Origin of the sequence: Arthrobacter sp. N199823 (genome assembly GCF_002929705.1) — a bacterium.
Lineage (GTDB): Bacteria > Actinomycetota > Actinomycetes > Actinomycetales > Micrococcaceae > Specibacter.
On the sequence record NZ_PJIN01000003.1, the window covers coordinates 49,352 to 73,639 of the forward strand.

The 24,288-nt window shown below is 60.7% G+C and carries 23 protein-coding genes; 13 read left to right on the top strand and 10 right to left on the bottom strand.

What is annotated here, in order from left to right:
* Window positions 1-122 precede the first annotated feature (122 nt).
* Entirely contained in the window at window positions 123-356 is a 234-nt protein-coding gene (locus tag CXQ93_RS07405) for a hypothetical protein (RefSeq protein WP_104109831.1), read from the top strand.
* 88 nt (window positions 357-444) lie between these two features.
* Here CXQ93_RS07405 and CXQ93_RS07410 read toward each other — a convergent pair whose 3' ends face one another.
* Together CXQ93_RS07410 and CXQ93_RS07415 are read right to left on the bottom strand one after the other, a co-directional pair.
* A complete protein-coding gene (locus CXQ93_RS07410; protein ID WP_104109832.1) occupies window positions 445-1,548 on the bottom strand; it encodes a GTP pyrophosphokinase family protein in 1,104 nt (367 codons plus the stop codon).
* 71 nt (window positions 1,549-1,619) lie between these two features.
* Window positions 1,620-2,465, bottom strand: a complete 846-nt coding sequence (locus CXQ93_RS07415) for a substrate-binding domain-containing protein (RefSeq protein WP_104109833.1) — start codon at window positions 2,463-2,465, stop codon at window positions 1,620-1,622.
* Window positions 2,466-2,604: 139 nt separating this feature from the next.
* On the opposite strand from CXQ93_RS07415, the gene CXQ93_RS07420 reads away from it, so the two are divergent.
* From CXQ93_RS07420 to CXQ93_RS07435, 4 genes are all read left to right on the top strand, one after another.
* Complete coding sequence (locus CXQ93_RS07420) at window positions 2,605-3,585, top strand: carbohydrate kinase (protein ID WP_104109834.1); 981 nt, start codon at window positions 2,605-2,607, stop codon at window positions 3,583-3,585.
* Window positions 3,586-3,684: 99 nt separating this feature from the next.
* Window positions 3,685-4,491 (top strand): HAD family hydrolase, encoded by an 807-nt coding sequence (locus CXQ93_RS07425; protein ID WP_104109835.1) that lies wholly within the window; start codon window positions 3,685-3,687, stop codon window positions 4,489-4,491.
* A gap of 41 nt (window positions 4,492-4,532) precedes the next feature.
* The gene (locus tag CXQ93_RS07430; protein ID WP_104109836.1) at window positions 4,533-5,315 is read left to right on the top strand and encodes a glycerophosphodiester phosphodiesterase; all 783 of its coding nucleotides are present in this window, start codon (window positions 4,533-4,535) and stop codon (window positions 5,313-5,315) included.
* Between the two features lie 40 nt (window positions 5,316-5,355).
* The gene (locus tag CXQ93_RS07435) at window positions 5,356-6,471 is read left to right on the top strand and encodes a glycerate kinase (RefSeq protein WP_104109837.1); all 1,116 of its coding nucleotides are present in this window, start codon (window positions 5,356-5,358) and stop codon (window positions 6,469-6,471) included.
* A 184-nt stretch (window positions 6,472-6,655) separates the two neighbouring features.
* On the opposite strand, the gene CXQ93_RS07440 is transcribed toward CXQ93_RS07435, so the two are convergent.
* Window positions 6,656-7,975, bottom strand: coding sequence for a uracil-xanthine permease family protein (locus tag CXQ93_RS07440; protein WP_104109838.1), 1,320 nt, complete (start codon window positions 7,973-7,975; stop codon window positions 6,656-6,658).
* Window positions 7,976-8,044: 69 nt separating this feature from the next.
* Complete coding sequence (locus CXQ93_RS07445) at window positions 8,045-8,356, bottom strand: helix-turn-helix transcriptional regulator (protein WP_104109839.1); 312 nt, start codon at window positions 8,354-8,356, stop codon at window positions 8,045-8,047.
* Window positions 8,357-8,409: 53 nt separating this feature from the next.
* Here CXQ93_RS07445 and CXQ93_RS07450 point away from each other — a divergent pair, with 53 nt between their 5' ends.
* A complete protein-coding gene (locus CXQ93_RS07450) occupies window positions 8,410-9,339 on the top strand; it encodes a cation diffusion facilitator family transporter (RefSeq protein ID WP_104109840.1) in 930 nt (309 codons plus the stop codon).
* A gap of 142 nt (window positions 9,340-9,481) precedes the next feature.
* Here CXQ93_RS07450 and pgm read toward each other — a convergent pair whose 3' ends face one another.
* Window positions 9,482-11,125 carry a phosphoglucomutase (alpha-D-glucose-1,6-bisphosphate-dependent) gene (gene pgm / locus CXQ93_RS07455; RefSeq protein WP_104109841.1) on the bottom strand — a complete coding sequence of 548 codons (1,644 nt, stop codon included), beginning with the start codon at window positions 11,123-11,125 and terminating at the stop codon, window positions 9,482-9,484.
* 167 nt (window positions 11,126-11,292) lie between these two features.
* On the opposite strand from pgm, the gene CXQ93_RS07460 reads away from it, so the two are divergent.
* Complete coding sequence (locus CXQ93_RS07460) at window positions 11,293-11,856, top strand: DUF4190 domain-containing protein (protein ID WP_104109842.1); 564 nt, start codon at window positions 11,293-11,295, stop codon at window positions 11,854-11,856.
* Window positions 11,857-11,977: 121 nt separating this feature from the next.
* On the opposite strand, the gene CXQ93_RS07465 is transcribed toward CXQ93_RS07460, so the two are convergent.
* Window positions 11,978-13,456 carry a peptide MFS transporter gene (locus CXQ93_RS07465; RefSeq protein ID WP_258068715.1) on the bottom strand — a complete coding sequence of 493 codons (1,479 nt, stop codon included), beginning with the start codon at window positions 13,454-13,456 and terminating at the stop codon, window positions 11,978-11,980.
* 180 nt (window positions 13,457-13,636) lie between these two features.
* On the opposite strand from CXQ93_RS07465, the gene CXQ93_RS07470 reads away from it, so the two are divergent.
* The 3 genes from CXQ93_RS07470 (at window position 13,637) to CXQ93_RS20620 (ending at window position 15,238) form a co-directional block, all read left to right on the top strand.
* Window positions 13,637-13,963 (top strand): rhodanese-like domain-containing protein, encoded by a 327-nt coding sequence (locus tag CXQ93_RS07470; protein ID WP_104109843.1) that lies wholly within the window; start codon window positions 13,637-13,639, stop codon window positions 13,961-13,963.
* A gap of 46 nt (window positions 13,964-14,009) precedes the next feature.
* A complete protein-coding gene (gene pheA, locus CXQ93_RS07475; protein WP_104109844.1) occupies window positions 14,010-14,948 on the top strand; it encodes a prephenate dehydratase in 939 nt (312 codons plus the stop codon).
* A 116-nt stretch (window positions 14,949-15,064) separates the two neighbouring features.
* Entirely contained in the window at window positions 15,065-15,238 is a 174-nt protein-coding gene (locus CXQ93_RS20620) for a hypothetical protein (protein WP_160320792.1), read from the top strand.
* A 58-nt stretch (window positions 15,239-15,296) separates the two neighbouring features.
* Here the strand turns inward: CXQ93_RS20620 and CXQ93_RS07480 are convergent, their stop codons facing one another.
* Window positions 15,297-16,364, bottom strand: a complete 1,068-nt coding sequence (locus CXQ93_RS07480; RefSeq protein WP_104109845.1) for a diacylglycerol kinase family protein — start codon at window positions 16,362-16,364, stop codon at window positions 15,297-15,299.
* Between the two features lie 51 nt (window positions 16,365-16,415).
* Here CXQ93_RS07480 and serS point away from each other — a divergent pair, with 51 nt between their 5' ends.
* Both serS and CXQ93_RS07490 read left to right on the top strand, forming a co-directional pair.
* A complete protein-coding gene (serS, locus tag CXQ93_RS07485) occupies window positions 16,416-17,693 on the top strand; it encodes a serine--tRNA ligase (protein WP_104109846.1) in 1,278 nt (425 codons plus the stop codon).
* 239 nt (window positions 17,694-17,932) lie between these two features.
* Window positions 17,933-18,778, top strand: a complete 846-nt coding sequence (locus tag CXQ93_RS07490; protein ID WP_104109847.1) for an HAD family hydrolase — start codon at window positions 17,933-17,935, stop codon at window positions 18,776-18,778.
* A gap of 121 nt (window positions 18,779-18,899) precedes the next feature.
* On the opposite strand, the gene CXQ93_RS07495 is transcribed toward CXQ93_RS07490, so the two are convergent.
* A complete protein-coding gene (locus CXQ93_RS07495; protein ID WP_104109848.1) occupies window positions 18,900-19,388 on the bottom strand; it encodes an inorganic diphosphatase in 489 nt (162 codons plus the stop codon).
* Between the two features lie 186 nt (window positions 19,389-19,574).
* Between CXQ93_RS07495 and dacB the strand changes: the two genes are divergently transcribed.
* On the top strand, window positions 19,575-20,972 hold the full coding sequence (gene dacB, locus CXQ93_RS07500; RefSeq protein WP_104109849.1) for a D-alanyl-D-alanine carboxypeptidase/D-alanyl-D-alanine-endopeptidase: 1,398 nt from the start codon (window positions 19,575-19,577) through the stop codon (window positions 20,970-20,972).
* Here the strand turns inward: dacB and CXQ93_RS07505 are convergent.
* Together CXQ93_RS07505 and CXQ93_RS07510 are read right to left on the bottom strand one after the other, a co-directional pair.
* On the bottom strand, window positions 20,969-22,537 hold the full coding sequence (locus tag CXQ93_RS07505; RefSeq protein ID WP_258068720.1) for a CotH kinase family protein: 1,569 nt from the start codon (window positions 22,535-22,537) through the stop codon (window positions 20,969-20,971). The two genes, dacB and CXQ93_RS07505, sit on opposite strands and share 4 nt — an antisense overlap.
* 82 nt (window positions 22,538-22,619) lie before the next feature.
* The gene (locus tag CXQ93_RS07510) at window positions 22,620-24,284 is read right to left on the bottom strand and encodes a carbohydrate-binding domain-containing protein (RefSeq protein WP_104109850.1); all 1,665 of its coding nucleotides are present in this window, start codon (window positions 24,282-24,284) and stop codon (window positions 22,620-22,622) included.
* Window positions 24,285-24,288 lie beyond the last annotated feature (4 nt).

Below are 24,288 nucleotides of genomic sequence, written 5' to 3' on the forward strand. Positions count from 1 at the left end.
GACTATCCAAAAGGATAGGGGCAAATGGTCCTTTCGGAGTATCGGCGGCGGGCGCTTGGACCTAAGCTGGGATCACCGTCGCCGAACGCGGCACAAAATTCCGCTACCGAAAAGGCATCTCCATGAAAAAACCATTTGCTTCCGCGGGCATTGCAGCAGTTATTGCCGCCGGACTCATCTTGGCTCCGGGGCTTTCGCCGGCTCAGGCCAGCACCTCTGAAGCCCCCGAGACCAGCATTTCGGCAGCCCCGGTGGCCTCTTCCGCGCCAATGGGCGGAGCTATTTCGGGTAATGTGGCCAGCACCTACGGGATGTTCTTCCTGCCTTGCAACTTCCTTGGCCTGCGCCTCTGCTAAGCAGCTAGTTCCACTAAGAACTACTGCTAGAAGTTCCCGAAGCTATGAGTCGAGAGCCCAGACGATTGTCCTTGGTAAATGAATTGAACTAGAAACCCTGCGCTTTGCGATAGCGTTGCATCTGCTGGTGACGGCGGATCAGACTATCGCGGCGCGGGGTTTGTTCTGTCCCGGGCTCTTCTGCCGTGAGATCAATGTGGCTTTCGCCAAATTGCCACAGCAACAGATCATCCAGCAGCCTGTCCGGGCCCGGCGAATACCTGTGTTCCAAGGCCTTGCGGACGTTTGAGATGATCTCCGGCTGCAACAGGGCGGCCAGATCCACTGTCTGCACGAGCCCATGCGCCGCCACCAACTCTGCGGCCCAGCCCCAGTCGTCGTCAGCCTTCCGGTCAACGTGCGGCAGCAGTGTCTGCCACACGGCTTTGATCCGGTTGGGGGTTAGGGAAACGTTTCCCTCGCCGTCGGTGTCCCAATAGCTGGTGACGGTCTCATATCTGTCATGAAGTTCAGAAAATGCTGACTCCACCGTCTCGAGCATGGCAGCTGTGGCGGTGAACTGTCGGTCAAAGTACGGGCTCCAGGCCCGCGGGTCCTGAGACTTGAAGCGGATATCATGCTCAATCTCGCTCCAGGCGTGGGCGAAAATAGTGCGGATCTGGCATTCAAAGAAGTAGCTGCCGTTCGGCTTGGTCTCCGGATCCAGCAACTCCTGGTAACTGCGGACGGCGTCGTTCTGGATGGTGCGCAGGATTAAGTGCCGGCTGGAATACCCGTAGGTACCTGACTCAATGGAGCCAATGTCCTTTTCGGTATCGCCACGGCAGTCAAAGATGCTGCGCTGGCGCTTGATCAGGTTTGCCGCCTGAGCGTTCTCGCCCGGCAGGGTGGTAATGACACGCACGCCAACCATGTCGGTGAGGTTCTTCAACGGCTCGGGGAACTGCAAAGCCGGGGTGGCGTCAGGTTCCGGCACCATCCGCGAGGCTTTCTCGCGGAAGGACTCCACGCTCTTGGTGCGGCTCGTGACAAACAGCGGCTTGTCATCCGCTTCCGAGAGGACTTCGCGGATGAGTGATTCCATCTCAGCTGTCATCTTTATCAGTTCAGGCCGGGTCCGTTCGAAGTCAGCCACAGAGGCGCTGACGGCCGGGCGCAGGGATTCATCAAGTCGTTCCCAATTACTGCTCATGAGATGAGCTTAAGCGTCAGAGTGGGGCGCAGGCGAAACGCAATGCCGCGTGTGACGTAAATTCACAAGATTCATCCCATAGGCCAGAGTTTTGGAATCGCTTCAGTTGGCTTTACGCCGTTGTCCTGCCGAGCGGGCGGTTTTCCCGTGCTGGACCGGATCAGCAATTCGGGGACCAGCGAGAACGGCGGTGCCGGCTCTTTTGAGTCCTGAAGTGTATGCAGCAGTCGGTGCACGGCCAGCTTGCCAGTCATCTTGAAGGGCTGTGCCACAGTGGTGAGCGACGGTGAGCTGAACTCCGCTAGGGCAATGTTGTCCACGCTGACAATGGAAATGTCCTCCGGGATGCGTTTTCCACTCTCATGAAGCGCCCTGATGACACCGAATGCCATCTCGTCGCTGGAGACGAACAGGGCCGTCAACTCGGGGATGCGCGCTGCCAAGAGGCCGTTCTTGTACCCGGACTGCGGGGTCCAGTCGCCGTGTAACTCGAGCGGCACTGACCGCCCGGCCCGTTCAAGCGTGTGGCGCCATCCTTCGCTGCGATCCAAAGCCTCAATCCAGTCCTGCGGGCCGGATAAATGCCACACAGTCTCATGACCGAGGTCCAACAGGTGCGCTGTGGCGAGTTCGGCAACCAGAGCCTGATTAATGACCAGCAGCTCGCTGGATTCTGCCCGTGAACCGTCCAAGATGACGATGGGTGTGGTGGTGCCGATCTTAGCCACCACAGGACTGGAGTTGATCATGGGAACCGCCAAGATGATGCCGTCTGCACCACGGTCCACCAATCCCTGCACTGCAGCATCAATGGTGGCATCGTCCATGGCCGAGATGGAGGAGGTAATCACTGAATGATCCAGTGCCGCGGATTCCGGGAGGTCGCGACTCGACGATGCCCAGTGAAATCTGCCCATCCGAGTGCGTCGAAACAAAAAGTTGAATACCGTTTCAGAGCATATCCCGAACCGCAGCAACGCTTTTGTTGCGCCGCGCGACACTCACACAGGCCTTAATGGAGAGCGGCGAAGCGCCGGAGCATCGTAGGGTTGTGCCATGTTGACTGTTATTGGCGAAGCCTTGATAGATGAAGTTGTCCAAGCTGACGGTGCGGTGTTGCCTCATGTGGGCGGAAGCCCCATGAACGTTGCCGTGGGCCTGGCTCGGCTGGGTCACCCCGTACAGTTCCTGGGACGCATGGGCCAGGACGCCTATGGCGACATGGTGACCGGGCATCTCAAAGCCAACGATGTCCTGGTGCCCTTGGCCCCGGATGCACTGCCCACCTCCGTGGCCCGTGCAGTACTGGATTCCGACGGCGCCGCCAGCTACGAATTCGCTTTGGACTGGACCCTGCCCGCGCTGGCCGCTGGGCACGGCAGGAGTGCTGCCGGGATAACCAGCGGCGACGCCGCCGAAAGTGCCAGTAAGTTCATGCTCAACGGGACAACCTTGCTCCACACTGGATCAATTGCCACGATGCTGGCCCCCGGCGAGGCTCATGTGTTCGATGCCGTGGTGACGGCACATCCGCACGCCACCATCTCCTATGACCCCAACTGTCGGCCCAGCATCATTGGCGATGTAGCCCATGCCCGTGAGCAGGCGGAGAAGTTCGTCCGGTTGGCTGACGTGATCAAGGCTTCCGATGAGGATCTGGAGTGGCTCTATCCGGGCACTGATCCCAAGGAATCGGCCCGCAAGTGGCTGGCCTTGGGTGGTGCGGAAGGCCCCGCCGTCGTGGTTGTGACGCAGGGTGCCGGAGGTCCGTGGGCTGTGTGTGCAGCCGGTGAAGCGGAATGTCAGGTGCCCGGCGTGGACGTCGTGGACACTGTGGGGGCCGGGGATTCCTTTATGGCGGCGCTGCTGTCCAGTCTCGTGGACCGGGAATTGGATGGTGCCCACCGCCGCACGGAGTTGCGGGACATCAACGCCCAAGCCTTGGCGGAAGTCATCGAGTATGCTGCCCGAGCTGCCGCAATCACCGTCTCCCGCGCCGGGGCCAACCCGCCGAACCGTGCAGAACTGCAGAAATAGCTGGGCAACATGGACAACTGTTGAAGCCTGTGCGGACATGAGTAGCGCCGGAGGCAGCACGGAAGCCCAGCTTTGGTCCAAGGTGGCTTAACCTTGGGTATGCGTTTAATTGCCAGCGACATTGACGGAACCATTCTGGGCCACGACGGAAAGATCAGCGACCGCACGGTAGAAGCGTTCGCTGCGGCGGCCGAGGCGGGCGTGGAGATTGTGTTCGTCACCGGACGCCCACCCCGGTGGCTTGAACCCATCCGGGAGCAGATTGGCCACACTGGCATGGTGATCTGCTCCAATGGGGCCGTCAGCTATGATCTCGCCGCCGAGAAGGTCACCGAATCGCACGTCTTGGACTGGGAAACAGTGACGGCAGTGCGCGGCATCATCACAGCGCTGACTCCCGAGCCCTACTTTGCGCTGGAATCCCTTCTGGGCTTCCACGTGGAGGAGGGATTTCTCAGCGCCCGCACCGCTGCCAGTGGGACGTACTATCCGAGCCCTTTGACGCCGGAGATGGCCAACGGTGGGATCGTAAAGATGCTCTCCGTGGTCCATAGCGGCACGGCGGATGAATTCCTGAACCTGGTCTCGCCGTCACTGAGCTCCCTGATCGCCGTCACCCACTCCGCGCCGGATCTGGCGATGCTGGAGATGGGTCCGCTCGGTGTCAACAAGGCCGTGACATTGGCCAAGTACGCCGCCTCTCAGGGGATCGATGCGGCGGATGTGGTGGCCTTTGGCGATATGCCCAATGACATTGAAATGCTGGGCTGGGCTGGTGCCGGCTACGCCATGGCCAGCGGTCACCCGGATGCGCTCGCAGCCGCGGCACTGCAGGCGCCGCGCTTCGAGTACGACGGCGTAGCCCAGGTCATTGAGTCCCGGCTGGCTGCGCTGCGCCTGATTTAAGTAACGCCTGAAACAAATGACCACCAAAGATCTTAGAGAGCATGAGAAACATTAAGACTCCGAAAGCGTTCCTGGCACCCACCCTGCCGTTAGCCATTGCCCACAGAGGCTACTCCACGCAGGGCCTGGAAAACTCCGTGACAGCCTTCCGGGCGGCCACGGAGTTGGGCTACCAGTACGTGGAAACGGATATCAATACCACGGCTGATGGCGTGGCCATGGTGTTCCACGATGCAACTCTGGACCGCACCACCGACATGCAAGGAGTCATTTCCGAACTGCCATATTCCGAGGTGCGCAAGGCCCGGATTGCCGGCCGGGAGCCCATTGCAACGCTGGAGGAATTCGTGGTGGCACTGCCCGAGGTTCGCTTCAATGTTGATGTTAAGGATGCCGGTTCCATAGCTCCCTTGATTGCTGCCATTGAGAAGCATGGGCTGCACGATCGGATCTGCGTGGCCTCATTCTCTGACAAGCGGCGTCGTGCGGTGTTGGCCGGACTGAGCCGAGGCGTGGCCAGTTCCCCGGGAAAAATGCTGTTGGTGGCATATTTCCTCCTGTCGCCTTGGACCCCGGCGTCCCTGCTTCGTCGCTTGATGCGAGACGTTGATGTTCTACAAATCCCCACACACTACAAGGGCCAGGAGATTGTTACGGCGGCTTCGGTCCGCCGGGCGCACTCTCTGGGGCTGGATGTCCATATCTGGACCATTGACGATCCTGCCGAGATGAACAGGCTTTTTGACCTCGGCGTGGACGGGATTATGACTGACAGGGCCGACTTGTTGGCACACGTCATGCGCCAGCGCGGCTACTGGGAGTAATGCTGCGGGCCATGTGGGTGGCGGATGGCAGGATGGACACATGCGAATTCTCATTGCCCCGGACAAGTTCAAGGGGACCCTCACGGGACCTGAAGCGGCAGCAGCCATGGCCGAGGGTGCTCTGCGGGTCTACCCAGACGCTGTAGTGACTGCCCTTCCCATAGCCGACGGCGGGGAGGGCACTGTGGAGGTGGCCGTCGCCGCCGGGTTTTCAGAGCGATTGAACGCCGTAGTAGGACCTATCCTCAAGCCCGTAGGCGCCGTTTGGGGCTTTGACGAGGGCAGCAAGGTGGCTGTCATTGAAACTGCTCAGGCCAGCGGGTACCTGCTCAGTGAACCCACAGTTGAAAACGCGCTACGCGCCCATTCTTATGGCTCTGGTCAGTTGATTGCCGCAGCCCTGGATGCCGGCGCCACGGAAATTATCATTGGTTTGGGTGGCTCAGCCATGACCGACGCTGGAACGGGAGCCTTGCGAGCCCTGGGTCTGAAGTTGCTGGATGTCCACGGGAACCTGGTACCCCTGGGCGGTGGATCCCTGATAGACGTGGTTGCCGTGGATGCCACAGGCCTTGATCCGCGGTTGGCTGCTGTCAAAGTGCGAATGGCCGTGGACGTGGACAACCCCCTTTACGGTGCCGATGGTGCCGCTTACATATTCGCCCCGCAAAAGGGTGCCGACACAGACGCCGTGGAACTTCTGGATGCAGGGCTGCGCAATGTGGCTTCTGTGGTCCGTGAGGCCACGGGGATTGACATGGACGTGCCCGGTTCCGGTGCCGCTGGTGGGTTCCCGTCCATGTTCGTGGCCTACGCTAACGCCTCCGTAGAACGCGGCTTTGACCTGGTTGCCTCACTGATCAATCTGGACAACGCCTTGGCGCAAACCGATCTTGTCATTACCGGAGAGGGCTCATTGGATGCCCAATCACTGTCCGGTAAAGGGCCTCTTGGAGTTGCCGACGCCGCCCATGCCAAGGGGATTCCGGTTGTGGTGGTTGCCGGGCGGATCACCGTGACACCGCAGGAGTTGGCCAAACATGGGGTGGTTGCCGCCGTGAGCGCCACCGATGTTGCCGGTTCCCCGGAAGCGGCGTTGGCGGACGCTGCGCGCTACACCACGCGTGCCACTTCTGAGGCGCTCAACGGGATCTAAAGCCTGAATTTAAAGGAACATGCGCCAAACTCGTGATGAGTTTGGCGCATGGACACCTATGCGCGGAACCCAAGCCGGGTTCCGCGCATAGTGTCACTGGGCGGAGCAGTATGCGCTGAACTCGAGCCTAGGTTCAGCGCATAGTGTTCGCGCAGTAGAGGAGTAGCCGCTCCTCGGCGGGTTTTTACTTCGTGGCGCCTGGCAGGACCGGTGATTCGGGTTCCGGCGCCAGCGGGTCGGTGGCGGTTCCGCGCCACTTCGCCAGGGCGCTCATGCCGTGGAAGATGACCAACGCTGACGCCGTGCCGAGTGCGATGCCGGCGAACTGCAGGTTTCCGATGCTCCACGTGAAGTCGGCGATTCCCACAATCAATGCCACGGCGGCTGTTGTGAGGTTGATGTTGTTGGAGAAGTCCACCTTGTTCTGCACCCAGATGCGCACACCCAAAATGCCAATCATGCCGTACAGCAACGTTGCCGCGCCGCCCAAGACACCCACAGGGACCGTAGCGATCAGCTCGCCGAACTTGGGGGAGAAGCTCAGGATGAGGGCGGCAATGCCGGCAACATAGTAGGCGGCGGTGGAGTACACCTTGGTAGCGGCCATGACGCCAATGTTTTCCGCATAGGTGGTGGTGCCGGAACCGCCGCCGAAGCCTGCCAAGGTGGTGGCCACGCCGTCGGCAATCAGGGCCCGTCCCGCGTACGGGTCAAGGTTCTCACCCGTCATGAGGGCAACGGACTTCACATGGCCAATGTTCTCGGCAACCAGTACCAGGACCACGGGAATGAACAGGCCAAGAATGGCGAAGTGGAACGTGGGAGTCTGGAAATGCGGCAGACCGATCAGGCCGGCGTCGTTCATCTTGGAGAAGTCCACTTCACCGCGCATGATGGCGACCAGGTAGCCCGCCACCACACCAATCAAAATGGCCAAGCGGCCCAAGATGCCGCGGAACAGGACGCTCACCAAGATGATGACGGCCAAGGTGATGACGGCCGTGATCGGGGCGAGCTTGAAGTTATTCCATGCGGAGGGTGCCAAGTTCAGGCCGATCAGCGCCACAATGGTGCCGGTGACAGGGGCTGGCATGAGGCGGTTGATCCATGCGGAGCCGAACTTCTGCACAATCATGCCCAGAATTGCCAGCGTGACACCAGCAATGACCACGCCGCCGAGGGCTCCGGCCACGCCAAATTCCTGTTGTGAGGCCATGATGGGGGCGATGAACGCAAAGCTGGATCCCAGGTAGCTGGGGACGCGGCCGCGGGTCAGGATCAAGAAGAAGATGGTTCCAATGCCGGAAAAGAACAAGGTGGTGGCCGGGGGCATCCCGGTCAGTAGCGGAACCAGGAACGTTGCGCCGAACATAGCCACCACGTGCTGCAATCCGATACCAATGGTCAGAGGCCAGCTCAGCCGCTCATTGGGCGTAACCACCTGTCCCGGGGCGATGGTCTTGCCATCTCCATGAACGCTCCACTTAGTGCCCAGCAAATTCATCCGCTTATCTCCCGTTCCAGGCCGCGCCTGTGCCCGGTCCGCAGATAAGAATATCGGACGCGGGGCCACTTACGGGTGCGGCAGGTGCCCCTCATTGGCTAGAAGCACGACGCCGAGGAGATCGTTGAGTGCGTGCGCCAGGTCCGGATGGGCTAGCTCATACCGGGAACGGCGCCCTTCTGCGATGGCAACGGCCAGTCCGCAGTCGCGCAGACAGGAGAGGTGGTTGGACATGTTCTGACGAGTTACGCCCAATTGAGCCGCCAATTCCGCTGGATACTGCGGTGCCCTGGCCAGATTCATCAAAATCTCGGCCCGGGTGGGATCGGAGAGTGCATAGCCAAAACGGGCCAGCACCGCTGCGTTGCTAATGGGCTTCATTCTCAATATGATACAGCACTTGTTGAATTCAGCGTTCACTGTACTATTGACATATGACTGGTCACAATCATTCCCACTCCCACGCAGGCGCCCCCGGCGAGAGCCATCATGGACGCATTGCCGTCGCCTTGGGGATCACTTTGATGGTCTTTATTGTCCAGGTCATTGGCTCAATTCTCACCGGTTCGCTGGCCCTACTCTTTGATTCCGCCCACGTGCTCACAGACGCCGGCGGGCTAGCCATGGCTTTACTTGCAGCCCGGCTCATGGTGCGCCCGGCCAACAGCAAACGCACGTGGGGCTTTGCCCGGGCGGAAGTTCTGGCGGCCACAGCGCAAGCCGCGGTGCTTCTCGCCGTCGGACTTGTGGTTTTGGTGGAGGGTGTTCAGCGGCTCTTCCACCCCACCGAAATCGCCTCCCAGGAAATGATTGTGTTCGGCGCGATCGGCCTGCTGGGCAACATCGTTTCCATGTTTGTGCTCATGGGCGGGCGCAACAAGAACTTCAACATGCGCGCCGCGTTCTTGGAGGTTGTGAACGACGCGCTGGGCTCGGTAGCCGTCATCGTCGCCGCGATCATCATTTCCACCACCGGGTGGATGCAGGCCGATGCCCTCGTCGCCATGCTGATCGGCGCCCTGATCCTGCCCCGCACCGTGAAGTTGCTGCTCGAGACCATTCACGTCTTGCTGGAATCCACGCCGTCGGGCCTGGACCTGGACGAGGTTCGCAAACACATCATGGAACTGGAGCATGTGCGCGGGGTGCATGACCTCCACGCCAGCCAGATCGCGACAGGGCTGCCCATACTTTCGGCGCACGTGGTGGTTGACGAGGGCTGCTTCCACGACGGCCACGCCGCGAAAATGCTCGACGCCCTCCAGCACTGCGTGGCCGGACATTTCGACGTCAGCGTTGAACACTCCACGTTCCAACTGGAGCCCGTGGGTCATGCCGAACACGAACACGGTGCCCACCACTAACTTGTGCGGCTTCCACCGGGGAAGCCGGATCGGCATTTTTCCGGCGACTATCCGACGCGTCGGCCGCGGGCGGCCTTGGGCGTCTCCTTTACGTCGCCTACAAAAAATGCCGACTCCGGCTCCCCCATGTGGGGCCGAAACGTTAGGAGATGACGCCGTCCACGAGCGCCTTGGCCTCGGCCTGTACCTGGGCCAGATGCTCGTCGCCCTTGAAGGACTCGGCATAGATCTTGTACACGTCCTCGGTGCCTGAGGGGCGGGCCGCGAACCAGGCGTTCTCGGTGGTGACCTTCAGGCCTCCAATGGCTGCACCGTTGCCGGGAGCCTCGGTCAGCTTGGCAGTGATGGTCTCGCCGGCCAAGGTGGTGGCGGAAACGTCTGCGGCGGAGAGCTTGCCCAGCGCCGCCTTCTGCTCCCGGGTGGCGGCCGCGTCGATGCGCGCGTACGACGGCGCCCCAAAGCGATCCGTCAGCTCGTCATAGTGCACCGAGGGTGACTTGCCGGTGACGGCGGTGATTTCCGAGGCGAGCAGGGCCAGGAGGATGCCGTCCTTGTCGGTGGTCCAGACGGAGCCGTCCTTCTTCACGAAGGAGGCGCCAGCTGATTCCTCGCCGCCAAAGACACCCTCGCCGGAGAGCAGACCGGGCACAAACCACTTGAAGCCCACGGGTACTTCCACCAGCTGGCGGCCAAGATCCGCTGCCACACGGTCAATGATGGAAGAGGAAACCAGCGTCTTGCCCACGCCGGCAGTGGCGGGCCACAGGGTACGGTGCGTGTAGAGGTATTGGATGGCCACCGCCAGGTAGTGGTTCGGGTTCATCAGCCCCGCGTCCGGGGTGACGATGCCATGCCTGTCGGCGTCGGCGTCGTTTCCGGTAGCAATGTCAAAGGGCGCACCGGCCTTGAGCTTATTAATCAGCGAGGCCATGGCCGACGGGGATGAGCAATCCATGCGGATTTTCTCATCCCAGTCCAAGGTCATGAAGGCCCACTGCGGATCCACGGTGGGGTTGACAACCGTCAGGTCCAGATGGTGGCGCTCGCCAATTTCGCCCCAGTAGTCAACGGAGGCCCCGCCCATGGGGTCCGCACCAATGCGCACTCCGGCCGCGCGGATCGCATCCAGATCCAGGACGGAGGGCAGGTCATCGACGTAGCCGGAAAGGAAATCAAACTTGCCGGTGGTGGAGGCGGCCATTGCATCCTGGAGCTGCACGCGGCGCACGCCGCGCAGCCCGTCCTCGAGGAGTTCGTTGGCGCGGTTTGCGATCCAGCCGGTGGCGTCAGAATCAGCCGGGCCACCGTGCGGGGGGTTGTACTTAAAGCCGCCGTCGCCGGGCGGATTGTGGGACGGGGTGACCACAATCCCATCAGCCAAGGCGTCCGTGCGGTTCTTGTTGTAGCTGAGAATGGCATGCGAAACGGCAGGAGTGGGCGTGTAACCGTGCCGGGCGTCGATCAATACCTGCACCCCGTTGCCGGCCAGCACCTCAAGGGCAGTGTTTTGGGCTGGTTCGCTCAATGCATGCGTGTCCTTGCCCATGAACAAGGGCCCGGTGATGCCTTGGCCATTGCGGTACTCAATAATTGCCTGCGTAATGGCGGCGATGTGGCCCTCATTGAAGGACGACTTCAAGGAGGATCCACGGTGTCCGGACGTGCCAAAAGCCACGCGCTGGGCCGGATCGCTGAGGTCCGGGTTCAGATCGTAGTAGGCGTCCATGAGGGCGGAGAGATCAACAAGGTCTTGGGGAAGGGCAACAGTGCCCGCGCGGCTAGCCATAATCACAGCATGACAGAGACCACCCGCGAATGGCACGTGTTGCCCAAAGTGTGAACTAGTGCCGGATGCGCCCGGCCCCTTCCGTAGCGCCACTGCTGGACTAGCATGGATGACAACGACAGTCATCATTTGTGCCTACGCGGGCACAGCACCAGTAGGAGTCAAGCATGTCTAATCAGCCGGACAAACCTCAGCCATACGTGCCGCCAGGCTATAACTCACCGCCCGTTCCGCCCTACGTGGAGCCCGTAGCGCCTGCTGCCGCACCTGCGCAGGAACAATACAGCCAACCGCAATACACACAGGAGCCGTACGCTCAACCTGTTCAGCAGGAACAGTACGGCGAGGCGCAGTACCAACAGGCGCAATATCAACAGAAGCAAAACGCTCAACAGCAGTATCAGCAACCGCCGCAGTTCACCGCTCCCACCTACTATCAGGGTGGTCCCGGGTACCCCGGTGCTGTGGGCCCCAAGGGTCTGAGCATGGCCAGCATGGTTGTCGGCATAGTCTCACTGGTCCTGTTTGGATTCTTCATTGTCCCGCAAATTGTCGGCATCATCTTGGGGCACATGGGCCTCAAACGGGAAAATCCCCAAGGCCGTAGTTTCGCCATTTCGGGTCTGGTGATGAACTACTTGGCCCTAGTTATTTACGGCACGATCGTGGGAATCTGGATTGCCTTGCTGTTGACGCTGGGAACGTCCTCGTCCTCCTCTTCTTACTCTTAACCCTGACCGGTTGCTGGCAACTTGCCCACTGTCACAAACGACGGCGGCACCTTTCCTTTCGAATGAACGAAAAGGAAAGGTGCCGCCGTCGAACTTTAAGTCTTGGAGCTTAATGTCTGGACTACATGATTCCGGCCATTAGCTTCTTGATGGGCTTGCGGCCCACGAACAAGACCACACCAAAGGCAATGGACACCAGGCCCACTGCCAGGAAGTAAGGGGTCTCATTGGCGGGGTCGTACCAGCCGGCCAAAACGCCCGACATGGCCGTGCCGAGGGAGACCGACAGGAAGAACAGGGCCACCATCTGGGTCTGGAATGCGGCCGGGGCCAGCTTGGTTGCCAGGGACAGTCCCACGGGGGAAAGCATGAGCTCGGCAACTGTGAAGAGCAGCAGGATGAAGACGATTGCCAGCATAGGGACCGCCGCCATGCCCGCGAACGGGATGAAGCAGAGGTAGGCCACGCCCATAACAATCAGTGCCACGGAGAACTTTGCGGGGGTGCCGGGCTGACGTGCGCCCCACTTGGTCCAGAGTGCGGCAAATACGCCGGCCAGGACAATGATGAACACCGGGTTGATAGAGGTGACCCAGCTGGCGGGAACCTCCCAGCCCAGGATGCTGCGGTCCAGGCGCTTATCGGAGTACAGAGCGATCACGGTGAACTGCTGCTGGAACAGTGACCAGAATACGGCGCTGGCAAGGAACAGCGGAATGAACGAGTACACGCGGCTGCGATCCTCGCCTTTCACTGTTTTGTTGGCCAGGATCACGGCGAAGTAGGCGACCGAGGCGACGATGACGACGGCGACAATGACCCAGATGAGGTTCTCGGCCGTAATGAGCTTCAGGGCAACTGCCGCAACAATAATGACGATGCCGGCAATGGCCAGTCCACCGAACTTGCCATACTGCGCCCGGGGGAGCGGGTTCGGGACATCGTGGGCGGACGCCGGAAGGTTCTTGCGCGTCAAGCCGTACTGCAGCAGGCCGAAGGCCATACCAACGGCGGCGGCCGCGAAGCCAATGTGGAAGCCCCACGAAACCTGCAGCCAGCCGGTGACCAGCGGACCGATGAGCCCACCGATGTTGATGCCCATGTAGAAAATGGAGAATCCTGCGTCGCGGCGGGTGTCATTCTTGGCGTACAGCGTTCCCACCAAGGCGGTGGCGTTAGCCTTTAGGCCGCCGGAGCCGATGCCGATCATGATCAGGCCGATAGTCAAACCAACGGCGCCGGGGAGCAGAGCCAGCGACAAGTGGCCGGCCATGATCAGGATGGCGCTGAAGAACAGCACCCGTTCCGAACCCATGAGCCGGTCCGCCACCCAGGCACCCAGAATCGTGGAGAGGTACACGCCACCACCGTAGGCACCAACAATGGCGAGGGCAGTTCCCTGGTCAATGCCGAGGCCACCCTGCGTGACGGAGTAGTACATGTAGTACGCAAGGATTCCCTGCATGCCATAGAAGGAGAACCTTTCCCACAGCTCGACGCTGAAGAGGTTCAGCAGCATCTTTGGCTGACCGAAAAAGGCGGTGTCGGGATGTTTTTGGGGAGCCGTTGCCGGATCGGCGGGGCTTTTTTGTGAACTCACGTGACCAATTTTTGCACTAATGTCATGGATCGTCACATTTGGGTGCCTGAATCTTCAAGCGGGTATAAGCCCTAGGGACGCCAAATCCCTGCTCGGCCCGGCGTGCGCTTCGCTCACCCCGGGTCCCTTTCGGAGCTACGCTTAGACCATAATTTGCCTTTACTTGCAGGGAGAGAACAGATGTCTGACATCATGAACGTCACGGTAACCGACTTGGCCGAGGATGCCGCCATCCTGGACGTCCGCGAAGACTATGAATGGGAGGCCGGACATGTGGAGGGTGCGCTGCACATTCCACTCGAGCAGCTACCGGCTCGCCTCGAAGAGCTTGATCCTGACGTGGATGTCAATGTCATCTGCCGTACCGGTGGCCGTTCATTCCGTGCCACCACCTGGCTGAACCAAAACGGCTACAGCGCCTTCAACGTGGTCGGCGGTATGGGAGCCTGGTTCGAAGCCGACAAGCCCATGGTCGCTGCAAACGGCGAAACGCCCCGCGTTCTCTAATTTCTTCCTACCAACCAGATTCCACCCCCAACGAGAGCGGCTCTCCATGACATCTGCGCCCTTTGATACCACCCTGCCCCTGACATTCCTTGGGCCAGAGGGGACCTTTACCGAAACTGCCTTGCTGCAGGTTCCGGGCGCAAGTGACATGGTGCGAGTTCCGTCTGGCAACGCCGCCGCCGCCTTGACTATGGTGCGCAATGGCCAAGCCTTCGCCGCCATGCTGCCCATTGAGAACTCTATTGAAGGTGGCGTGCCGGCCACGCTGGACGCCATCTCCAAGGGCATGGAACTGCGCATCTTGCACGAAGTTGTAGTGCCAGTCAGTTTCGTCCTGGTGGCGCCGGCCGGTGTGACGCTCGAGGACGTAAAAGGTGTAGGTACCCATCCGCACGCTTGGGCACAGACGCGCGACTGGTTTAACGAGAACCTCCCGGCCGCCACCCATGTCCCGGCAAATTCGACGGCGGCTGCCGCACACATGCTCGTGACCGGCACCGACGCTTTCCAAGCCGCAGTCTGCGCACCGCTGGTGGCTGCGCAAACCGGCCTGAACATTCTGGCCGCAGCCATCGAAGACAACCTGGGGGCTGTCACACGCTTTGTGTTGGTGGGTCAGCCCGGTGCAATGCCCGCGCCCACCGGTGCCGACAAAACAACTCTGTCCATCCCGCTGCCGAAGGATCGCCCTGGTGCGTTGATGGCGCTGCTGGAGCAGTTCGCTAGCCGCGGCGTGAACCTGAGTCGCATCGAGTCCAGGCCAACCGGGCAGTTCCTGGGCCACTACACGTTTAGCGTTGACGTTGACGGACACATCCACGACGCTCGTGTGGCTGACGCTTTGCGCGGCCTGCACCGAGTCAGCCCTGGCATCCGCTTCCTAGGTTCCTACCCGAGGGCGGATCAGCAGTCGCCGAAGGTCCGTTCCTACAACGCCGATGTCGCCTTTGCTGATGCTGCACGTTGGGTAGATTCCCTCGGCTAGAAGGGACGAGTACTTTCGCGCAAGCACGGGCAAGCCTATGCTTGGCCTATCTCAACAAGATTACTTACCGGAGACGGTAACGAAGTTGCTCCCAGCAGGGAAGAGGCGAGTCAATTATGGATCCGCATGCAGGCACGGATAGCGGCCAGGACGGCACCATCGTGAACCCGGGTCGTAAGACCGGGCCGGATACCTCGGTCGGTGACGAGGGCGACGACGCGAACGAGTTGCGCTTTAACGAAGAGGAACGCCTCATCCGAGAACAGTCGCAACGCCCAGAAACTGACTGAAGGCTATGTGCTCAGAGCCAAGCCGGGTTGAGTTTAAGGTGGTTGCCCCTCAGGATCCTTAGGCCGGGTTGTTGGGTGCGGCCACCCGCACCAGCACCGCTTTGGGCTCCACGCTGACCTTCACGCAGGTTGCCGGGCCGGAGGGGTCGCCATCAATCTGGGTTTCTACGGGCATAACAGTACGAATAGTCAGGTTCTTGGACCGGTAAAAATCAATGACCGGCAGATGGTTCTTGTGCTGGAACACCACTTTGCCGGCCATCGCGATCCACCCCAGGGCGCTCCGGGGACTGATCACCACAACGTCTAGGACGCCGTCGTCAATGAGCGCGCCGGGCACAAAGTCAATGCCGCCGGGCAGCAGGCCACAGTTGGCGAATAGCACGGAGCGGACCTTGCGTTGCTGAGCCGGTTCGTTATCGAGGGTGATGCTGACCTTCTTGCGCCGCCCCGCCATATGGCGCAGGCCGGCCTCACTGTAGGCCAGCCAGCCCACGTGCTCCTTGAGCTTTGAATTGGTGTCATTCATGACGTCCGCATCCATGCCCAGGCCCGCAATAACCATGAAGGAATGCTTTGACGCGGCGCCTGTCACGGCGTCCTCAAGCTCCATGAGTCCGGCGTCAATGTGGCGCTGGTGGCCAAAGAGCGCAATTTGCACGCAGCCAGCCACGTCGGTGACGTCGAGGCTAAGGTTGCGGGCCAAGAGATTGCCTGTGCCCAACGGCACAATGCCCAAAGGGATTTCCGTCCGTCGCAGGGTCTGGCCCACAGCGCGTACTGTGCCGTCTCCGCCGCCCACAATTACGACGTCGGACTTTGCATCCAGCGCTGCCTGCGCCATGGAGAAACCGGGGTCCTCGGCGGTGGTCTCCAGGAACAGCGGCTCCGGCCAGCCGGCTTTGGAAACGGAACGGCGGATGAAGGCCTTGGCTGCCTCGGCGCCATTCTTGGTGGGGTTATAAATGAATGCCACTTGTTGTTTGGCGATGTTGATCTTGTGCGGAGAATCGGCCACGGCACTGCGGGTGTGCTTTTGTGCAAGCTTGCGCACACCAAGCCAACTGGCGGCGGCAACAAGCACAATAATGACCACAATGAGGATGACAAGGAGTTCAGTTTCCATGATTCTCTAACCTTAGCGGCTGAACTTGCATTGATTGGATAGGCTTAGGGCGTGATCGATGTACGAGACCTCTGCGAAAATCCCGAAATTTACCGTGCCAGCCAACGTGCGCGTGGTGCCGAACCGTCTGTGGTGGACGCCATCATCGCCGCGGATAGCTCCCGGAAGTCGGCGATCACCTCTTTTGAGGCGCTGCGGGCCGAGCAAAACGCCTTTGGTAAGAAGGTTGCCAAGGCTAAGGGCGAAGAAAAAGCCGCCCTCTTGGCTGAGGTGAAGGAGCTGGCCGTTGCCGTCAAGGCCGCTGCGGCAGCTTCTGATGCCGCAGCAGCCGAGCAAGACGTCTTGGTGCGCAGCATCCCCAACCTAATTTCCGAGGGTGTCCCCGAAGGTGGCGAGGACGATTTTATCGTCGTCAAAACCGTGGGTACCCCGCGCGAATTCCCCGACTTTAAGCCCAAGGACCACCTGGAAATTGGTGAGCTCATTGGCGCCATCGACATGGAACGCGGCGCCAAGGTGTCCGGTTCACGTTTTTACTTCCTCAAGGGCGTAGGTGCCCGCCTGGAAATGGCGCTGTTGCAAATGGCCATGGATCAGGCCATTGAAGCCGGATTCACACCCATGATCACCCCCACACTGGTGCTGCCTGAGACCATGGCCGGCACCGGCTTTGATGTGGCCCATGACGCCGAGATCTACCGCCTCGCCGAGGACGATCTGTACCTGGTGGGCACCTCCGAGGTGGCCCTGGCCGGCTACCACGGCAATGAAATCATCAACGTCCAAGAACCCATCCGCTTTGCCGGCTGGTCCTCTTGCTACCGCCGCGAGGCAGGTTCGCACGGTAAGGACACTCGCGGAATCATCCGCGTGCACCAGTTCAACAAGGTGGAAATGTTCGTTTACACCACAGTTGAAAAGGCTGCCGAGGAGCACCAGCGGCTGCTCGCGTGGGAAGAGGAAATGCTCGCCAAGGTTGAGCTGCCCTACCGCGTGATTGACACCGCAGCCGGAGACTTGGGTATGTCCGCATCCCGCAAGTTCGACTGCGAAGCCTGGGTCCCCACACAGGATGCGTACCGCGAGCTGACCTCCACCTCGAACTGCACCACGTTCCAGGCCCGGCGCCTGAACACCCGCGAACGTCTCGTGGCTGACGACGGCGGCAAGGGCGGCACCCGTGCGGTGGCCACCCTTAACGGCACGCTGGCTACCACTCGCTGGATTGTGGCGATCCTAGAGCACCACCAGAACGCTGACGGCTCCGTCAACGTTCCCGTGGCTCTGCGCAAGTACTTGGGCGGCATGGAAGTGTTCCCGGTGCTGTAAGGCTTTGCCTTTTATGAACGCTGGGTTACTACTCACACTGTGCAAACAGCTGTGAGTAGTAACCCAGCGTTCATGTTTAAGTCGTCAAATGGGAACTCTAGCGTCGAGTCAGACGGAGCGCCGTCGAGTCAGACGAAGCACATCGTCTGACTCGACGGCGCTCCGTCTGACTCGAGAAGTTCACCGCATTAACAGCCCTGGTATGTGGCATTTTAAGGTCTATCTGCTTCACTAGAACTATGACAATGACAGTAAATACTGCAATCACCGGCATCGATGACCGGCCCACCACAAGCACAAAGTACCTTGTAGCCCTTGACGTTGACGGCACTTTGGTTGACCATGATGGCGTCATGAGCGACGGCGTCCGCGCCGCGGCACGCGCCGTGGTTGATGCCGGCCACCACGTCATCATCGCTACAGGGCGCTCACTCGGAGCCCTCCTGCCCATCGTGGAAATGATCGGCATGCGCACCGGTTACGGCGTGTGTTCTAACGGCGGCGTGACCATCCGGCTGGACCCGTCTCTGGAAAATGGCTATGAGGTCATTGAGCGAGTTACCTTCGATCCGGCTCCTGCCTTGAACGCTCTACGTGACAAAATCCCCGGGGCCCGTTTCGCGGTGGAAGATGCAGAGGGCAACTTCCTGGCCACCTCCCGCTTTCAGGACGACAGCTTTGGCATTGAAGCCCGCGGCGTGGACTTCGAGCACTTGTTGAACGCTGAGGCTGTGCGCGTTGTGGTCAACAGCGCCGAGGCCAGCACCCACGAGTTCTCCGAGGCCATTGCCGAAGCAGGGCTCAGCGGTGTCACCTACGCGATCGGCTGGAGCGCCTGGCTCGACATTGCCGCCGCGGGCGTTACCAAGGCATCCGCGCTCGAGGTAGTGCGATCGTCACTGGGCATTGCTCAGTCGCTGACAGTGGCCATGGGCGACGGTTCCAATGACATTGAAATGCTTCGCTGGGCCGGTCGCGGTGTGGCCATGGGCCAGGCTGAGGCAGAAGTGAAGGCGGCCGCCAATGAGGTGACAACGTCCGTGTACGACGACGGTGCTGCCGCCATCTTGCGCAGCCTGGTCTAGTTCCAATGACCTGATAGTTAAAAGAAAGCGCTTGCGGATAAGGACGGCGGGTTAATGCCATCCGAATCCGCAAGCGCCATCTTTCGAGCTGTTACGGCACTAACCGCAACAGCTCAGGGGACTAGTGGCCCTGCGCTTCGAAGCGCTTGATGGAGGCTTCGAGCTCAGCCTCGGCGGCGGCGCGGTCCGCCCAGCCTTCAGCCTTGACCCACTTGCCGGGCTCCAGATCCTTGTAACGCATGAAGAAGTGCTCGATTTCCTTGACCAGGAATTCGTCAACGTCGGAAAGTTCCTGGATATGGTCGTAACGCTTGTCGTCAACAACACACAGAACCTTGGCGTCTCCGCCGCCGTCATCGGTCATGTTGAACACGGCGATGGGGCGGGCGTCAACAACCACGCCCGGGTGCAGGTCAAAGTCCTGCAGCATGACGAGGGCGTCCAGAGGATCGCCGTCTTCGCCAAGGGTGTTGTCGAAGAAGCCGTAGTGGGTGGGGTACTGCATCGAGGTGAACAGCACGCGGTCCAGGCGGACACGGCCGGTCTCGTGGTCAACTTCGTACTTGACGCGTGATCCGCGGGGGATCTCGATGGTGACGTCGTGCTTCATCGTTATGCTCCTCATGAGGTGGTGTGCGCGGCCAGAGACGGCCTCACGCAAAAAATCCGTCTAGTATGAGGATATAGGCGCTTTTGTCGCGCTAAAAACCCGCCCGGACTTTTCGGGCATCACAATGCCCTTTTCGGCCCGGCGCTTTGCCCACGGGCCGCCTGCCTCAAAGGAACCGCCTGCTTCATGGGACGCACGTCAAAAGCTGTGACGAGCGGCTTGCTCATCTGCGCACTGGCCGCCGTATCCGTTCCGGCCGGGCTGTACCTGGCCCCGGCGTTCCTTCCGCAGGACCCTGCCGCCGTGGCCGTTGTACCTGCCGCCCAGCTGGCACCCACCACCATCAGCACCGTCAGTGGCGTTAACCCGCTGTCGGAGCAAGGGCCTCTTCCGGACGCGGCCCAACTCTCAAAGGAGCTGAAAAAGGCCTTGGCGTACGACGGCGAGGGCACCTTCAGCATGTATGTCACCGATGTGTCTTCCGGCACCGAGCTGTTTTCCCAGGATGGGAAAGTGGCGCGGATACCGGCGTCGAACTTGAAATTGCTGACAGCGGCGGCAGCGCTGAAAACTCTGGGCCCGGACACACGGTTGCGCACAGAAGTGCGCGCCGGGGACAGTCCTCAAGAGATTGTCCTTCGGGGTGGCGGGGACTCCATGCTTGCAGCAGGGGACAGCGATCCCGCATCCGTCATGGGATACGCAGGTCTGGCTACCTTGGCGAAACAAACGGCCGCGGCATTAACCAAGGCCAAGGTCAAAGGGCCCATCACCCTCAGTGTTGACGACACCTTGTTCACGGGGCCCGCCCTGAACCCCAAATGGGCCAAGGGTGATGTGGACGCCGGTGAGATTGCGCCCATTTTCCCGCTCGCTCTGAATGCCGGCCGCTTTGAGCCCGGGGTGCTCAGCGGCCCCCGACCCCAGGATTCGGCCGTGGTCGCGGCGCAAGCGTTTGCCGAGGCGCTCGCAGAGGCCGGGGTAACCACCACGGCAACCATTTCTCGCGCTAGTGGCACGGGTGCGACCCTGGCCTCGGTGGATTCGGCAACGATCGCGCAACAGACCCAGTACATGCTGGATGAATCCGATAACTATGTGGCAGAGGTTATGGGCCGGATGGTGGCGGTGACGTTGGATCGCGAGGCCAGCAACACCTCAGCCGTGGCCGCCGTGCGCCACGTGGTGGAAGAACTTGGCCTGCCCTTAGACGGAGTTGTCACTACTGATAACAGCGGCCTGGCCGAAGGTAATCTGATCAGCGCCGAACGCTTGGTGAAGATGGTGACCCTGCTCCTGGCCGACCCCAGCTCCAACATTGGAGCGGCCTTGCCCGGCCTGCCGATTGCCGGACTGAGCGGATCCCTGGCCCAACGTTTTACCGCGGAACCCCAACTGAGCGGGGCAGGGGTGGTTCGGGCCAAGACCGGCTCGCTCAATGAGGTGACCGCGCTGTCCGGATACGTCATTAACTCCCACGGCAGGCTGTTGGCCTTCTCCATCCTGGGCAATGACCTGACAGGCGGTGCCGCTGCGGCACGCCCCGTACTGGACGGCGCCGCAGCGGTCTTAGCGCAGAGCTAGCCTGCGAGAGCCTTCTCCAGAGTTTCGCCACGCTGCTTTAAGAAGGTGGCGATGATGGCGGACTTGTCCGTGATGTCCTTCTGGCTCAGACCATCACTGGCGGGGATGGACGCTGTGATACTGGTCAGCAGCGATTGTGCAGTTCCGTCATTGAATACTTGCTGATAGAGCTCCTGGTAGGCGGACTTGTAGAGCGCCTGGAATTTGGTGGAGGCCAGGAAACGGGTCTTGAGTGCATTGCCGCCCATTCCGCCACCGACACCGCCGTTACCGGTGCCGGCCTTATTAGCGCCCCCCGCATTAGCACCGCCCTTACCGCCGCCCCCCATGGACAAGGATTCATCCGGGCTGGCCGTGGCATTGCCGCTCAGAGCCAGATTCAGGTCCCAGGAGATGACGGAGATTTTCTTGGTGCTCAGGTTGTAGCTGAGATAGTAGTTTTGGCCAGGCCCTGCCATGTCATCGGAGTTGGCCAGCAGATTTTGGGTTGCCGCGTACTTGGCAAAGGAAGCAACATCAACCCAATTGGCTAGTTCGGTGTCAAAGGTGGCGTCATCGGCCTCATCGAGCCACTGCAAGAAGCTGACAATGGGCGTTGCATCCTGGGAGTCTTCCTTGTTCAACTGCTTGAACTGGTCCTTGTACGTTGCCAGATCGTCGCCTTGGTAGGTAAAGCTGGATTCGGCGTCGGCCTTGAAGACCACGCTGTTGCCGTCGTCGATGCTTTCCCCATATTGCTCATCGGGGTTCTCCAGCAAGAGGCGAGTCTGCGTTGCGGAGCCGTTGACCGAGTAAGTGGTGTAGGAATAGCGCTGGGTGGGCTGCCCCGTTGCCGCTGTGACGGACAGGGCCAGCGCTTCATTGATAACAGGGGTGCCGGGGCGCAATGCCAGTTCGGTCAGGCCGTCATATTGGGTGCCATCAACATACTTATCAAAGCGGATCAGCAACGGCAACGAGGCCGGATCATCTGCCGAAATGTCCGATGAAGCACCCATCCCGCCCCCTGGAGCGCCGCCGCCGGCCATTTCCGTTGGCATGTCGGTGGGCATGGCGCCGTCCCCTCCGGGACCCATGCCTCCACCCTGACCGCCGACCATGTCGGTGGGCATATCAGTTGGCATGTCCGTGGGCATGGTGCCGTCCCCTCCCGGGCGCATCCCGTCGCCCGGAGCACCGCCTGCGCCGGGAGCGCCACCATTCTGACCGCCTTGTGTGCCGCCCAGACCTCGCAGCGTTGAGTTGCCCTTGAGCCTTACGCCAACATTTTCAATCAGGGTGCCGTCGATGGTGATGTCAGCGCTCATCCACGCCTTATCGGAGTCCGTTTCATAGGCTGCGATCATGGCGTCATAGTCGTCATCGTCCCAGGAGAGGCTGACGGTATGAGTAGCCGTGGCATCAAAAAGCTCCACGGAGCCGGTGAGGGAGGTTCCGCCTTTGCCGGTGATTGCCGTTTCGCCGGAACCGGAGCAACCAGCCAGTGACAGTGCCAGAATGGCTGCCGTCGCGGAGAGGAATTGTGCTTTCCTTCGGAATATTTTCAGAAGTGGCTTTTTAGCCATGGTTGAGTCCTTGTTGTCTTGAAGTGGTTGAAAATCAGGGGGATGCGCAGTGGTGTTAGGGTGCGGCTAGGCCGGGGGCGAGCTAGGACCGGTCGCCGGGGCCACCCATACCGCCACCTCCCATGCCGCCACCGGAGGTGTATTCGCCGGCAACCACCGCCATGACTTCCGTGGCTCCTGTGGTGGATCCGGTACTTAGGCCTGTCTTGACATCGGCAGTGCCGCCGGTCAGGACGGTGTACGTTTCCCCGGCTGTGACGGTGGTGCTGGAGAAGACAATCGAGGACGCCTGCTTGCTCGTGACGAACGTTGCCACCACGGCCCCTGTTGCATCGGCAATGTGGACAATCGTGCCAGCACTCACGGCAGCGTCAAACGTGATCTGAACACCCGATTGAGTTGAGGTTTCGCTGGGTGTGACCGCCATTCCAGAGCTGCCAGCGGCAACAATGGTGCCGCCGGAAACGGTCAAGTCCCCGTTGACATCCAGGGCGCCGTTGCCGTCATTGGTGGGTCCGTTGACAACCACGGTTCCGCCGCTGATTGAGGCGGTGCCATTGGAATCAAGTCCGTCACCTTCGGCGTTGATGGTCACCTCACCGCCGGAGATGTCCAGGGTGAAATCGCCCACAGTATCCATGCCGCCGCCTCCGCCTCCACCACCCATGCCGCCCGCAGGGGCACCTTGCGGAGCGCCTTGTGTGCCGGCTTCGGCCTCACCTGCGGCGGTATCGGTGGTGGTGCTGGAGCCGCCAGCAGCATTGAGCCCGTCGTCGGTGGACGTCACATTGACTGTGCCGCCGGAGATAGCGATGTGGGCTGCCTCCAAACCTTCATTGGATTTGGAAACGGTGACGGTGCCATCGCTGATGGTCAGCGAGGTGGCGGCCTTGACGCCGTCGTCACCGGCGGCCACAGTAAGTTTTCCGCCGGCTACCAGCAGCCAGCCACGATTTGCATCGCTGTCATTGCTGGCCTTAAAGCCATCCCCGCCTGCCGTCACGTCGTAGCTGCCGTCGAGCAGAACTGTGTAGTCCTTACCCATGATGCCGTCGTCAACAGCCTTGACGGTGACATTGCCTGCGGCCAGCACCAGGCCGTCCTTGGTGACAATGCCATCGTTGTAGTTGCCATTGACGCTCAGTTTGCCGCTGCCGGCAATGGTCAGGTCCGCTAGTGAGTACACGGCCGCGTTGGCGGCATCCGTTCCGGTATCTGCATAGCTAGCGGCATCGCTAAGTGTGTTGGTGGTGCCGTCTGCAAGGAAGAGGAGCACCTCGTTGGCGCTTTGAATGTCAACGGCAGATCCGGTTGAACTTGTCACCGTGGCATTGTCTAAAACGATCCGAACCACCTCATCTCCTGCGGCAACCACCAGTTCACCATCGCTGAGCTTTCCCGAAATTCGGTAGGTGCCGCCAGCGCTGATGGTGATCTTGTCTCCGTCGAGCGCTACTGCGGCGGCGTCATTTCCGCCGGCGGTGCTGGCGCCATCAGCCAAGCTGATGGTGGTTTCCTTTGCCGCATCCCACGTCAGATCGTCAGCGTCGAAGTGGGTACTCTCGGCGATGCTGCTAGCCAGTTCTGCTGCCGTTCCCGAGGTGGCCACGCTGGGAGCTGACGCCGCGGAACTGGAGGAAGCATCCGCCGTCGAAATTGTTGATGGGGTTGAACAGCCGGCCAGGGCCAAGGCGAGGGCGAGTGCGGCCACAGAGGTGGCGCGGTGTGCTCGGGAGAAGAAGGTCATTGCT

Coding starts and splice junctions, on each gene's coding strand:
- CXQ93_RS07495 (WP_104109848.1), bottom strand. CDS start 19,388: ATGAAGCACGACGTCACCATCGAGATCCCCCGCGGATCACGCGTCAAG.
- CXQ93_RS07480 (WP_104109845.1), bottom strand. CDS start 16,364: ATGGAAACTGAACTCCTTGTCATCCTCATTGTGGTCATTATTGTGCTT.
- CXQ93_RS07505 (WP_258068720.1), bottom strand. CDS start 22,537: ATGGCTAAAAAGCCACTTCTGAAAATATTCCGAAGGAAAGCACAATTC.
- pheA (WP_104109844.1), top strand. CDS start 14,010: ATGACATCTGCGCCCTTTGATACCACCCTGCCCCTGACATTCCTTGGG.
- CXQ93_RS07450 (WP_104109840.1), top strand. CDS start 8,410: ATGACTGGTCACAATCATTCCCACTCCCACGCAGGCGCCCCCGGCGAG.
- CXQ93_RS07410 (WP_104109832.1), bottom strand. CDS start 1,548: ATGAGCAGTAATTGGGAACGACTTGATGAATCCCTGCGCCCGGCCGTC.
- CXQ93_RS07470 (WP_104109843.1), top strand. CDS start 13,637: ATGTCTGACATCATGAACGTCACGGTAACCGACTTGGCCGAGGATGCC.
- CXQ93_RS07430 (WP_104109836.1), top strand. CDS start 4,533: ATGAGAAACATTAAGACTCCGAAAGCGTTCCTGGCACCCACCCTGCCG.
- CXQ93_RS07440 (WP_104109838.1), bottom strand. CDS start 7,975: ATGAATTTGCTGGGCACTAAGTGGAGCGTTCATGGAGATGGCAAGACC.
- dacB (WP_104109849.1), top strand. CDS start 19,575: ATGGGACGCACGTCAAAAGCTGTGACGAGCGGCTTGCTCATCTGCGCA.
- CXQ93_RS20620 (WP_160320792.1), top strand. CDS start 15,065: ATGGATCCGCATGCAGGCACGGATAGCGGCCAGGACGGCACCATCGTG.
- CXQ93_RS07490 (WP_104109847.1), top strand. CDS start 17,933: ATGACAATGACAGTAAATACTGCAATCACCGGCATCGATGACCGGCCC.
- CXQ93_RS07510 (WP_104109850.1), bottom strand. CDS start 24,284: ATGACCTTCTTCTCCCGAGCACACCGCGCCACCTCTGTGGCCGCACTC.
- CXQ93_RS07420 (WP_104109834.1), top strand. CDS start 2,605: ATGTTGACTGTTATTGGCGAAGCCTTGATAGATGAAGTTGTCCAAGCT.
- CXQ93_RS07405 (WP_104109831.1), top strand. CDS start 123: ATGAAAAAACCATTTGCTTCCGCGGGCATTGCAGCAGTTATTGCCGCC.
- CXQ93_RS07425 (WP_104109835.1), top strand. CDS start 3,685: ATGCGTTTAATTGCCAGCGACATTGACGGAACCATTCTGGGCCACGAC.
- pgm (WP_104109841.1), bottom strand. CDS start 11,125: ATGGCTAGCCGCGCGGGCACTGTTGCCCTTCCCCAAGACCTTGTTGAT.
- CXQ93_RS07415 (WP_104109833.1), bottom strand. CDS start 2,465: ATGGGCAGATTTCACTGGGCATCGTCGAGTCGCGACCTCCCGGAATCC.
- CXQ93_RS07435 (WP_104109837.1), top strand. CDS start 5,356: ATGCGAATTCTCATTGCCCCGGACAAGTTCAAGGGGACCCTCACGGGA.
- CXQ93_RS07445 (WP_104109839.1), bottom strand. CDS start 8,356: ATGAAGCCCATTAGCAACGCAGCGGTGCTGGCCCGTTTTGGCTATGCA.
- CXQ93_RS07460 (WP_104109842.1), top strand. CDS start 11,293: ATGTCTAATCAGCCGGACAAACCTCAGCCATACGTGCCGCCAGGCTAT.